This window comes from Burkholderia stagnalis, from assembly GCF_039848545.1.
Classification (GTDB): Bacteria; Pseudomonadota; Gammaproteobacteria; order Burkholderiales; family Burkholderiaceae; genus Burkholderia; species Burkholderia stagnalis.
In genome coordinates, this window is sequence record NZ_CP156685.1 from 2359308 (window position 1) to 2371904 (window position 12597).

Genomic DNA, 12597 nt, shown 5'->3' on the forward strand with positions numbered 1-12597 from the left:
GAAGTTGCCCGTGCGGCCAGGCCGCACGGGCGCTGCGCAACGCAGGTCATGACGACTTGCGCACGCGCAGGTACCAGTCGCAAAGCAGCCGCACCTGCTTCGGCGTATAGCCCTTCGCGACCATCCGGTTCACAAAGTCCTCATGCTTGCGCTGCTCTTCCGCCGAGCCCTTCGCGTTGAACGAAATGACCGGCAGCAGTTCCTCGGTGTTCGAGAACATCTTCTTCTCGATCACGACGCGCAGCTTCTCGTAGCTCGTCCACACCGGATTCTTGCCGGCATTCGCGGCCCGCGCCCGCAACACGAAGTTCACGATCTCGTTGCGGAAATCCTTCGGATTGCTGATCCCCGCCGGCTTCTCGATCTTCTCCAGCTCCGCGTTCAGCGCGGCGCGGTCGAAGCTCTCGCCCGTATCGTGATCGCGGAATTCCTGGTCCTGGATCCAGAAGTCCGCGTACGTGACGTAGCGATCGAAGATGTTCTGGCCGTATTCCGAATACGACTCGAGGTAGGCCGTCTGGATCTCCTTGCCGATGAATTCCGCGTAGCGCGACGCGAGCACGTCCTTCACGAACGACAGGTACTTCTGCTCGGTTTCCGGCGGGAACTGCTCGCGCTCGATCTGCTGTTCGAGCACGTACATCAGGTGCACCGGGTTCGCCGCCACTTCGGTCGAATCGAAGTTGAACACGCGCGACAGGATCTTGAACGCGAAGCGCGTCGACACGCCCGTCATGCCCTCGTCGACGCCCGCGTAGTCGCGATATTCCTGGTACGACTTCGCCTTCGGGTCGGTATCCTTCAGGTTCTCGCCGTCGTACACCTGCATCTTCGAGAACAGGCTCGAGTTTTCCGGCTCGTGCAGCCGCGACAGCACCGAGAATTGCGACATCATCTTCAGCGTGCCCGGCGCGCACACGGCTTCGGCCAGCGACGAGTTGCGGATCAGCTTCTCGTAGATCTTGATCTCTTCCGACACGCGCAGGCAGTACGGCACCTTCACGACGAAGATCCGGTCGAGCAGTGCTTCGTTGTTGCGGTTGTTCTTGAACGCCTTCCACTCCGACTCGTTCGAGTGCGCGAGGATGATCCCGTCGAACGGAATCGCGCCGAAGCCCTCGGTGCCCTTGAAGTTGCCTTCCTGCGTGGCCGTCAGCAGCGGGTGCAGCACCTTGATCGGCGCCTTGAACATTTCGACGAACTCGAGCAGGCCCTGGTTCGCGAGGCACAGGCCGCCGGAATAGCTGTAGGCGTCGGCATCGTCCTGCGCGTACTGCTCGAGCTTGCGGATGTCGACCTTGCCGACCAGCGACGAGATGTCCTGGTTGTTCTCGTCGCCCGGCTCGGTCTTCGCGATGCCGACCTGCCGCAGGATCGACGGATAGCGGCGCACGACGCGGAACTGCCGGATGTCGCCGTTGAATTCGTGCAGGCGCTTGACGGCCCACGGGCTGAGGATCGTCTTCAGGTAGCGGCGCGGGATGCCGTACTGTTCTTCGAGTATCGGCCCGTCCTCGTCGTAGTCGAACAGCCCGAGCGGCGATTCGTTGACGGGCGAACCCTTCAGCGAATAGAACGGCACGCGTTCCATCAGTTGCTTGAGGCGCTCGGCGATCGACGACTTGCCGCCGCCCACCGGGCCGAGCAGATAGAGGATCTGCTTCTTCTCTTCGAGCCCTTGCGCGGCGTGGCGGAAATACGCGACCACCTGCTCGATCACGTCCTCCATTCCGTAGAACTCACGGAACGCGGGATAGACCTTGATGACCTTGTTCGCAAAGATCCGCGACAGGCGCGGTTCGTTGCGGGTATCGATTTGTTCTGGTTCCCCGATCGCAGCCAGCATGCGTTCGCCGGCCGTAGCATACGCGGATGGATCGTTCTTGCAGAGCGCGAGATACTCCTCCAGCGAGAGTTCCTCCTCTCGCGTTTTTTCGAAGCGGTTCGCGAAGCTGCTATAAATATCCATGCTACCTCCCTCGCCTTAGTCTGAAGACGTGCCTGCCTTCGTGTGACTGCGCAGAAGCAAGCGCGTTCGAATTCATCCTAAACCCTTTCTTATTTTTTTTCACGAACTCATTGTCTGAGCTTCGCGTCGGGCACCACACGACTTGGACAACTTTTTTCGTCGCTTTACAATCAATGCCCCGACTCGCCGAAACAGCATCCGCCCTGTCTCGTCGAGCACCGGAACGTCTTGTGTGTTGGACGCGCCGGCCTTCGCGAATCTCTCGCCACCTCCCCTTCATCCCTATACGCGCGAGCCTGCGTTTCGGACGACAGCCGGAACCCGCCGTTACAAAATTTTTTCTCGCATGACCCTTACGGAGATACCCGTATGACGGATGTGTGAATGCGTCCGCGCGGCATCGTCGGCACCGCGTCGCGAGCCGGCCGCGGATGCAAAAACGCCCGCTGGATGCGGGCGTTCATGGTCGTGCAAATGGGGAGGGATGCGCGGCGCGCGGATCGTCGCCGTCGCGGCGAATCAGAACGTTTCCCAGTCGTCGTTGCCGGAGGCGGCCAGCGCCGGTGCCGGCGCAGCCGGCTGCGGCGCGGCGGCCGGCTTGCGGGCCGGCGGCGCGGCGCTCGCGCGCGGCGCGGGTGCGTCGTGGCTGTCGCGCACGGCGGCCGCCGGCGCGGGCTGTGCGCGCACCGCCGCACGCACGGCAACCGGTTCGGCCGCACGACGCTGCGCCGCGCCCTCCTCGATCTGGAACACCGACATCGTCACACGCAGGCGCGCAGCCTGCTCGTCCAGCGACTGCGCAGCCGCGGCAGCTTCCTCGACGAGCGCCGCGTTCTGCTGCGTGACCTCGTCCATCTGCGTGACCGCGCGCGCGACCTGGTCGATGCCGCCGCTCTGTTCCTCGGATGCGGCGGCGATCTCGCCCATGATGTCGGTCACGCGCTGCACGGCGGCGATCACTTCCGTCATCGTGCTGCCTGCCTCGTCGACGAGCGTCGAGCCGGACCGGATGCGTTCGACCGACGCGTCGATCAGCATCTTGATCTCCTTCGCGGCCGCCGACGAGCGCTGCGCGAGGCTGCGCACCTCGCCCGCAACCACCGCGAAGCCGCGGCCTTCCTCGCCGGCGCGCGCGGCCTCGACCGCCGCATTCAGCGCGAGAATGTTGGTCTGGAACGCGATCCCTTCGATGATCGCGATGATGTCCGCGATCTTTGCCGAACTCTGGTTGATCTCGCCCATCGTGCCGACCACCTGCCCGACGACCGAATTGCCCTTGTTTGCAATCTCCGACGCGTTCGCGGCGAGCGCGCTCGCCTGGCGTGCATTGTCCGCGTTCTGTTTCACGGTGCCGGTGAGCTGTTCCATGCTCGACGCGGTTTCCTGCAGCGCCGACGCCTGTTCCTCGGTACGCGACGACAGGTCGATGTTGCCGGCCGCGATCTGCTTCGCCGCGGTCGCGATCGATTCGCTGCTGCTGCGCACCGTGCCGACGGTCTCGACGAGCCCGCGCTGCATCTGCGCAAGCCCTTCCAGCAGTTGCCCCATTTCGTTGCGGCTGTGCGCGACGATCCGGCGGCGCAGGTCACCCGACGCGATCGCATCGAAATGCGCGAGTGCGTCGGCGAGCGGCCGGGTGATCGCGCGGCTCAGCGCGATATAGGCCATCAGTGCGAGGCCCAGCCCGACCACGAGCGCGATGATCGTCACGATGCGGGAGATCGAGTAGACCGACTGCGCGTGAGCGAAGCCGGCCTGCCCGGTGGTGAACTGAAAGTTGCGCAACGTCTCGTCCGATACCGCGAGATCGTTGAACAGCACCTGCAGCTGCTTCGCGCCTTCGCCGATCCGCTCGTGATCGTTCGACGCGACCACCGCCGCGAACGTGTCGAATCCCCGCTGCAGCACCTGGCGCTTCGCGACCACGTCCTGTGCGAGCTTGTCCTCGTCGGCGTCGCGAGGCAGGTTCATGTACTTCTGCCACCACACGTCCGACTGCTCGCGCATCTTGCGGCTGCGCGCGACCGCCTCGGCCGAATCGGGCGTGCCGACCAGCAGCGCGGCGCGGTCGAGCGCGAGACGCTCGCGCGCGGCGTACAGTTCCGCAACCGCGACGTTGACCGCGCTCGGCATCTGGTTCGTGAATATGTCCTGGGTCGCGTCGTTCGCGCGGCCCATGCCGATCAGCCCCAGCACGCCGAGCGTGCACAGCAGCCCCGCCAGAATCGCCATCGCCAGCCCGATGCGGGCACGAATCGTCAGGTCTCTCAACACCATCGCTTTTCCTGTCTTGCGTCGTCGTTGACGGGCCGGGCCCGTCGCCCCAGAAGCGTTCGCTTCACACACAGGATTTACGACAACAATCGGCTCGACTTGATGGTGTTTTACGCAAAATTACGCACAATTCATCTGCTGATTGCATGCGGCGCAATAATTCGCGCGTTACCGCGGCATTTTTTGAGACGAATGGTCAGTCCGCGAGCTCGGCGAGCGTCGGGATCGACGGCTGCGCGCCGGCGCGCGTCACGGAAAGCGCCGCCGCGCGTTGCGCGAAGCGGATCGCGGCATCGACGTCGGCGCCGGCCGCGAGCTGCGCGGCGAAGCCGCCGATGAAGGTGTCGCCGGCGGCCGTCGTATCGACTGCCTGCACCGCGGGCGCCGGATAGTGGCGCGCCGCGTTGTCCGCCGTCAGCGCCAGCACGCCGCGTGCGCCGAGCGTGACCAGCACGTTGCGCGCGCCGCCCGCCTGCAGCGCGCGCGCGGCGGCCTCGGCGTCGGCCGGGTCGCGGATCGGCAGGCCCGTCAGCGCGGCCGCCTCGACCTCGTTCGGAATCAGGTAATCGACGAGCGGCAGCCAGCCCGCCGGCAGCGGCGCGACAGCCGGCGCCGGATTGAGCACGACCGTGCGGCCGAGCCGCCGCCCGGCGGCGAGCGCCGCGAACACTGCGTCCGGCGGCGTCTCGAGCTGGCAGATCAGCACGTCGGCCGCGGCGATGGCTGCGTCGTGGCGGGCAATCGTGCCCGGCGTCACCTCGCCGTTGCCGCCCGCGACGATCACGATCGCGTTCTGGCTCGCGTCGTCGACGACGATCAGCGCGACGCCCGTCGACGCGGCCGCGCTGGTCGCAAGGCCCGCGCAGTCGATCCCTTCGGCTTCGAGGCCCGCGCGCAGCGCGGCGCCGTGCGCATCCGCGCCGACGCAGCCGATCATCGCGACCTGCGCGCCGAGCCGCGCGGCGGCGACCGCCTGGTTGCCGCCCTTGCCGCCCGCGGCCTGCGCGAACGCGTGGCCGGCGAGCGTCTCGCCCGGCAGCGGCAGGCGCGGCGCACGCACGACGAGATCCATGTTGAGGCTGCCGACGACGGTCACGCGGCCGGCGCGCGGCGCCCCGCCCGTGGCGCGCGCCGTCATGCGCGGCTGCCGGCCGGCGCCGGCTCGCGGTAGATGGCGGTCGATTCGCGCAGCACGAGGCGCGGCGACACGACGCGCCGGCGGCTCGGCGCGGCGCTCGGCGCAGCACTCGACCCGCCGCCGATCCGCTCGATCAGCGTTTGCGCGGCCATCTCGCCGAGCGCACGCACCGACTGGCCGACCGTCGACAGCGCCGGATAGGTATAGCGCGAGAATTCGATGTCGTCGAAGCCGATGATCGAGCAGTCGTCCGGCACGCGGATGCCGCGCTCGGCCGCCGCGCGCAGCGCGCCGACGCCCATCAGGTCGTTGCCGGCGAAGATCGCGCTCGGGCGCACCGTCTCGAACAGCCGCGACGCCGCGTGATAGCCGCCGAGGCACGAGAAATCGCTTTCCGCGATTGCGCCCGGCACGATGTCGATCGTGCGTTCCGCCATCGCGCGGATGAAGCCGTGCACGCGCATCGCGCTGACGGCCGTGTCCGTCGGACCGGTGATGCAGCCGATCTTCGCGTGGCCCAGTTCGAGCAGGTGGCGGGTCGCCAGGTAGGCGCCGCGCTCGTGGTCGATCTGCACGAGATCGGCCGCCAGCCCCTCGATGTTGCGGTCGACGACGACGAGCGGCGCATGCGCGTCGGCGAGCGTCTGCGCGAGCACCGCGTCGTCGCCCGCCGACGCGACGATCAGCCCGTCGATGCGCTTTTCCTGCAGCACGCGCAGATAGTTGCGCTGCTTGACTGGATCGTCGTCCGAGTTGCAGAAGAACACGCAATAGCCGTTCGCCGCGCACTGATCCTCGATGCCGCGCGCGAGCTCGGCGAAGTACGGATTCGTGCTGTTCGGCACGACGAGCCCGATGGTGGCCGTCGCGCGCGCCTTCAGCGAGCGCGCCACGGCCGACGGCACGTAGTTCAGCTCGCGAATCGCCCCTTCGACCTTGGCGCGTACGTCCGCGGACACCGGCCGCGAATTGTTCACGACGTGCGATACCGTCGTAAACGACACGCCCGCCATGGCTGCAACATCCTTGATCGTCGCCATTTCCCGTTTCTCTCTGGTCTGTTCTGTTGTTCTTACCGTGCGCGTGCGCGCCGGCTGCGATACGTATCGAGCACGACCGCCACGACGATCACCGCGCCGGTAATGATCCGCTTGGTCGGCTCGTTCGCGCCGATCTGCGCGAGCCCCGCGGCCAGCACGGAGATGATCAATACGCCGAAGAACGTGCTGATCACCGAGCCGCGCCCGCCCATCAGGCTCGTGCCGCCGATCACGACCGCCGCGATCACCTGCAGCTCGAGCCCGCTGCCGGCGTTCGGATCCGCCGCCTCGAGGCGCGAGATCTGGAACAGCGACGCCAGCCCGGCCAGCGCGCCCATCAGCGCGAACACGAGGATTTTATACGGCCTCGGGTTAACCCCGGCAAGCCGGACGGCTTCCTCGTTCGTGCCGATGCCGACGAGGTAGCGGCCGAACACGGTGCGCGTCAGCACGAACTGCGCGACGATCATCACCAGCACGGCGATCAGGAATGCCGGCGAAATGCCGACCGCGATCGGGTTCGACAGGAAGTCGAACGCGTCGCCGATATACGCGGTGCGCGAATTCGTCAGCTGGTACGCGAGCCCGCGCGCGCCTTCCAGCACGCCGAGCGACACGATGAACGACGGAATCCGCCAGCCGACCGTGACCGCGCCCGTCAGCGTGCCCGTCGCGGTCGCGGCCGCGATGCCGATCAGCGCGGCCGGCAGCGGCCCCCACTGCCACTTGAGCGCGGCGACGCTCACCATCGACGCGGCGAGCGCGAGCACCGAGCCGACCGACAGGTCGATGCCCGCGATGATCAGCACGAAAGTCATCCCGACCGACATCACGACGAGATCGGGAATCTGGTTCGCGATCGTGCTGAACGTGTCGTAGGTCAGGAAATGGGAACTCAGCGCCGAGAACAGCGCGATCATCGCGACCAGCGCGCCGGCGAGCCCGAGGTAGTTCGACACGCCGAGCCGCGTGCCGGACAACGTGCGCGCGCGGCGTTCGGCCGCCGGCTGGGCGGGCGTATCGGTCGGAGTGGCGGGAGGCTGGGTCATCTCGATCGTCCTGTCGTCTTCTCATCGCCGGGTGCGGCGCCCTGCGCGCGCCCGGCAGCCGGATCGCGCGCGGCCCCGTCGCGGCCGAAGCCGGCGAACGCCGCGGCCAGCAGCGCATCCTGGGTCCAGTTGCCGCGCTCGAACACGGCGGTCATGCGGCCGGCCGACATCACGCCGATCCGGTCGCAGATCAGCATCAGCTCGCGCAGGTCGCTCGACACGACGACGAGCGCGCGGCCTTCGCGCGCGAGCGCGCCCATCAAAGTGTAGATCTCGAACTTCGCGCCGACATCGATCCCGCGCGTCGGCTCGTCGAACAGCAGCACGCCCATGTCGCGCGCGAGCCAGCGGCCGATCACGACCTTCTGCTGGTTGCCGCCCGACAGTTCGCCGACCGGCTGCGACGCGCCGTGCGTGCGGATGTGCAGCGCGTCGATCTGGCGCGCGGCGAGCGCCGCCTCGCGGGCGCCGTCGACGACGCCCGCCCGGGCGAGCCGGTCGAGCTGGCCGAGCGACACGTTCGCCGTGACCGATTGCGACAGCAGCAGGCCCTCGCCCTTGCGGTCCTCGGTGATCAGCGCGATGCCGTGCCGCACCGCGTCCACCGGCGAGCGGATCCGCGCCGGCTGCGGCGGCTCGCCCACCGCGATCATCCCGGCGTCCGGCGCATCCGCGCCGTAGATCAGCCGCAGGAGCTCGGTGCGCCCCGCGCCGATCAGCCCGGAGATGCCGAAGATCTCGCCGGCGCGCACCTCGAGCGACACGTCGCGCACGGCCGGCTCGCGCGTCATCCCCGACACGACGAGCCGCGGCGCGCCGATATGGCGTTCGCCGAGGTCGATGTGCTCGCCGATCTCGCGCCCGACCATCAGCGTGACGAGGCGCTCGGTGGCCGTCGCGGCCATCTCGCCGAGATGCACGAGCCGCCCGTCGCGCAACACCGCGACGCGCTCGGCCACCCGCGCGAGTTCCTCGAGCCGGTGCGAGATATAGACGATCGCGACGCCGCGCGCCTTGAGCCGGTCGATCTGCTCGAACAGCAGCGCGACTTCGCGCGCGGTCAGCATCGCGGTCGGCTCGTCGAGGATCAGCACGCGGCAGTCGCCGATCAGGTTGCGCGCGATCTCGACCATCTGCTGGTGGCCGATGCCGAGCGCACCGACGGGCGTATCGGGGTCGACCGCGTCGAGGCCCACCTGCGCCATCGCGGCGCGCGCATCGTTGCGCAGGCGCTGGCGATCGATGATGCCGAAGCGGCGCGGCAGGCGGTTCAGGAACAGGTTCTCGGCGACCGACAGCGTCGGCAGCAGGTTCAGCTCCTGCATCACCATCCGCACGCCGAGCGCCTCGGCCTGCGTGCGGCTCGCCGGCACATACGCGCGAGCGCCGAGCTGCATCGTGCCGGCGGTCGGCGCGACGAGCCCGCCGACGATCTTCGACAGCGTGCTCTTGCCCGCACCGTTCTCGCCCGTCAGCGCCAGCGCCTCGCCCGGCGCGAGCGTCAGCGACACATCCGCGAGCACCGGCTCGGCATAGGTCTTGCCGATGCCGGAGACGGTCAGCACGGGGGCGGCTGAACGGGAGGGTTGGAAGGTCGGTTCCATCGCGATCCTGGTTGCGGCCGCGCGCGGCGAGCAGCACGCGGGGTTGACGCTCACAAGTGGCACACAGTGGCCGTGATCGCGCTCACCCCGGATAACGGCCGCCGCGCCGGATTCTTGAGGGCGGCGCGCCGTATCCGCGGCGGCGTTACTTCGTGACGAGGTCCACCGGCGTCTCGACCACGCCCGACATGTCGGCCTGCCGGCGATGCTCGGCGATCGCCTTGAGCGCCGTGTCGATGCCGAATACCGCCTGCTTCGCGGCGTATTGGTCGGCGCTCGCGAGCACGCGTCCGTCCTTCAGCATCGGCTTGATCGCGTTGATGTTGTCGTAGCCGACCACGTAGACCTTGCCCTGCTTGCCGGCCGCGCGCACGGCCGACACCGCGCCGATCGCCATGTTGTCGTTGCCGCACAGCAGCGCCTTCAGGTTCGGGTACTCGTTGAGCATCGCGGCGGCCACCGCGTTGCCCTTGTCGATTTCCCATTCGCCCGACTGCACCGACACGACCTTCATGCCGCCTGCCTTCATCGCGTCCTGGAAGCCGGCCGTGCGCTGCTGCGCGTTGGTCGTCGTCGACACGCCCTCGACGATGCCGACCTGGTCGCCCGCCTTCAGCTTCTTCGCGAGGAAGTCGCCGACCTTCAGCGCGCCCTTGCGGTTGTCGGGGCCGACGAACGGCACGTTCAGGTGCTTCGACTTCAGCACGTCCGGATCGAGCCGGTTGTCGATGTTGACGACGGTGATGCCCGCGTCCACCGCCTTCTTCACGACCGGCACGAGCGCCTTCGAATCGGCCGGCGCGAGCACGATCGCATCGACCTTCGACACGATCATCTGCTCGACGATGCGGATCTGGTTCGCGGTGTCGGTCTCGTCCTTGATGCCGTTGGTGACGAGGTCGAACTGGGCCGCGTTGTGCTTCTGGTACTCCTTCGCGCCGGTTTCCATCGTCAGGAAAAACTCGTTGGCGAGCGACTTCATCACGAGCGCGACCTTCGGCTTGCCGGACGGCTGCGCGTGCGCGCCCGGAACGGCGGCGAACGCGATGGCCGCGATCGCGGCGGTCAGGAAGCGACGACGAAAGTGAACATTCATACCCATCTCCTGGCGAATGGCCCCGTGGGGCCGGTTGTTGTTTTAATGTGAGCAAACGTTTGCGTCACACGTCCCGAACCGTGGCCATCGATGCATTCGGTACCGCTGAAGGGATGCGAGGCAGACGGCCGGCTGCCGGGCGCGGGCTGTGCGTTGATACGCGACCGCCGGCAGGCCGCCGGCGGAGTGAGGGTATGCTGGACCGTTTCTCGCCGGTGCGCAACCCGTCTGAACAATAATTAAGGGTTTATTCGGAGCAGGCGCGCGGGAGGATGCGGAGGGCGGCCGCCAAGACGGCGCGCCGCTTCGGGACGCCGCGCGGCGCCCCGCAAGCGAACCGTCAGACGGCTTCGCGCAACTGCCCGGCGATTTCGGCCTCGTTCAGGTGCGGCGCGAACATCTCGATCAGCCGGTACGCATATGCGCGCAGGAACGCGCCCTTGCGCAGGCCGACCCGCGTCGTGCTCGCCTCGAACAGATGCTGCGTGTCGAGCGCGACGAGCCCCGTGTCGCGCTGCGGGTCGTACGCCATCGCCGCGACCACGCCGATGCCCATGCCGAGTTCCACATAGGTCTTGATCACGTCCGCGTCGATCGCGGTCAGCACGACGTCCGGCACCGCGCCCGCCTGCGCGAACGCCTGGTCGATGTGCGAGCGGCCGGTGAAATCCTGGTCGTAGGTGATGATCGGATACTCGGCGATGTCGTCGAGCGACAGGTTCTCGCGGCCGACGAGCGGATGGCCCTTCGGCACGACCACCGTGTGGTGCCACGAGTAGCACGGGAACGTGACGATGTCCGGGTAGCGGTCGAGCGCCTCGGTCGAGATGCCGAGGTCGGCCTCGCCGTTCAGGATCATCTGCGCGATCTGCTGCGGGCTGCCCTGGCGCAGCGCGAGATGCACCTTCGGGAATACTTCGGTGAACTGGCGGATCACCTTCGGCAGCGCATAGCGCGCCTGCGTGTGGGTGGTCGCGACGACCAGGTGGCCGCTGTCCTGGTCGGCGAACTGGCGCGCGACGCGGCGCAGGTTCTCCGCGTCGAGCAGCATCCGCTCGATCAGCTGGTGCACCGCCTTGCCGGGCTCGGTGAGCCCGGTGAGCCGCTTGCCGCGCCGGATGAAGATGTCGACGCCGAGTTCGTCCTCCAGGTCCTTGATCTGCTTCGACACGCCCGACTGCGACGTGTACAGCACGTTCGCGACTTCCGTCAGGTTCATGTTCTGGCGCACGGCCTCGCGCACGAAGCGCAGTTGCTGAAAGTTCATGGGTATGCCTCTTAGGCTCTCTTTTGTTTGGTGTTGGATCGTTGCATCGAAACCGTTTCGAAGCCGATTTCCGCCCCTGCCCCGCGCGCGGCCTCAGCGCGCCGGAAACACGCGCACCGCGCGCGGCACGGCCGTCGCGCCGTCGCCGACCTGCAGCGCGAGCGCACGCCATGCATCGCGGTCGAGCTCCGCCTCGAGCGCGCCGCCGGCGCGCGCCTCGAGCTCGACGCGCACCGAGCCGCCAAGCGGCACGACGCGGCGCACGTCCACCGCGATGCCGTCCCGGCGCCCTTCGCCCGTCGGCCAGAGCTGCAGGTCGTGCGGACGCACGTACGCATGCGCCGGCCCGGCGAAATCGGCATCGACCTCGATCGGCGCGGCCGCGCCCTCGGCGACGAAGCCGCGATCGGCGACCGTGCCCGGCAGCCGGTTCGCCGCGCCGAGGAACTCGTAGACGAACGCGCTCTGCGGATGGTCGTAGACGTCCTGCGGGCTGCCGACCTGCTCGACGCGGCCGCGGTTCAGCACGACGATGCGATCCGCGACCTCGAGCGCTTCTTCCTGGTCGTGCGTGACGAAGATCGTCGAGATGTGCAGGTCGTCGTGCAGGCGCCGCAGCCAGCTGCGCAGTTCCTTGCGGACCTTCGCGTCGAGCGCGCCGAACGGCTCGTCGAGCAGCAGCACCTTCGGCTCGACCGCGAGCGCGCGGGCGAGCGCGATGCGCTGCCGCTGGCCGCCCGACAGCTCGGAAGGATAGCGCTGCGCGAGCCAGTCGAGCTGCACGAGCTTCAGCAGCTCGTGCACCTTGTCGCGGATCACGGCCTCCGACGGCCGCTCGCGGCGCGGCTTCACGCGCAGCCCGAACGCGACGTTCTCGAACACGGTCATGTGGCGGAACAGCGCGTAGTGCTGGAACACGAAGCCGACCTGGCGGTCGCGCGCGCCGACCGACGCGACGTCCTGGCCCTGCAGCACGACCTGCCCCGCGTCCGCGTGCTCGAGGCCCGCGATCACGCGCAGGAGCGTGGTCTTGCCGCAGCCCGACGGCCCGAGCAGCGCGACCAGCTCGCCCGGCGGAAAGTCGAGCGAGACGTTGTCGAGCGCCGTGAAATCGCCGAAGCGCTTCTGAAGATGACGTACGGTGATGCCCATGGTGCTTG

Annotated in this window: 9 protein-coding genes; all 9 read right to left on the reverse strand. The window is 68.0% G+C overall.

The genetic code is table 11. The features are described 5' to 3' along the window. Positions 1 to 46: 46 nt before the first annotated feature. Entirely contained in the window at positions 47 to 1969 is a 1923-nt protein-coding gene (locus ABFO07_RS10890; protein WP_017332327.1) for a PrkA family serine protein kinase, read from the reverse strand. A gap of 519 nt (positions 1970 to 2488) precedes the next feature. Beyond that, a complete protein-coding gene (locus tag ABFO07_RS10895; RefSeq protein ID WP_059886043.1) occupies positions 2489 to 4246 on the reverse strand; it encodes a methyl-accepting chemotaxis protein in 1758 nt (585 codons plus the stop codon). Between the two features lie 193 nt (positions 4247 to 4439). Beyond that, positions 4440 to 5381 carry a ribokinase gene (gene rbsK, locus ABFO07_RS10900; RefSeq protein ID WP_059994260.1) on the reverse strand — a complete coding sequence of 314 codons (942 nt, stop codon included), beginning with the start codon at positions 5379 to 5381 and terminating at the stop codon, positions 4440 to 4442. Beyond that, positions 5378 to 6421 carry a LacI family DNA-binding transcriptional regulator gene (locus ABFO07_RS10905; RefSeq protein WP_059906240.1) on the reverse strand — a complete coding sequence of 348 codons (1044 nt, stop codon included), beginning with the start codon at positions 6419 to 6421 and terminating at the stop codon, positions 5378 to 5380. Before ABFO07_RS10905 ends, rbsK begins: the two co-directional genes overlap by 4 nt. Positions 6422 to 6453: 32 nt before the next feature. Continuing rightward, positions 6454 to 7470 (reverse strand): ABC transporter permease, encoded by a 1017-nt coding sequence (locus tag ABFO07_RS10910; RefSeq protein WP_059906238.1) that lies wholly within the window; start codon positions 7468 to 7470, stop codon positions 6454 to 6456. Continuing rightward, complete coding sequence (locus ABFO07_RS10915) at positions 7467 to 9074, reverse strand: sugar ABC transporter ATP-binding protein (protein ID WP_060017242.1); 1608 nt, start codon at positions 9072 to 9074, stop codon at positions 7467 to 7469. The genes ABFO07_RS10910 and ABFO07_RS10915 overlap by 4 nt, the downstream gene beginning before the upstream one ends. 145 nt (positions 9075 to 9219) lie before the next feature. Next, entirely contained in the window at positions 9220 to 10170 is a 951-nt protein-coding gene (locus ABFO07_RS10920; protein WP_059806965.1) for a sugar ABC transporter substrate-binding protein, read from the reverse strand. A gap of 340 nt (positions 10171 to 10510) precedes the next feature. Further along, the gene (locus tag ABFO07_RS10925) at positions 10511 to 11437 is read right to left on the reverse strand and encodes a CysB family HTH-type transcriptional regulator (protein ID WP_059560497.1); all 927 of its coding nucleotides are present in this window, start codon (positions 11435 to 11437) and stop codon (positions 10511 to 10513) included. A gap of 93 nt (positions 11438 to 11530) precedes the next feature. Beyond that, positions 11531 to 12589, reverse strand: coding sequence for a sulfate/molybdate ABC transporter ATP-binding protein (locus ABFO07_RS10930; protein WP_059560494.1), 1059 nt, complete (start codon positions 12587 to 12589; stop codon positions 11531 to 11533). Positions 12590 to 12597: the final 8 nt, after the last annotated feature.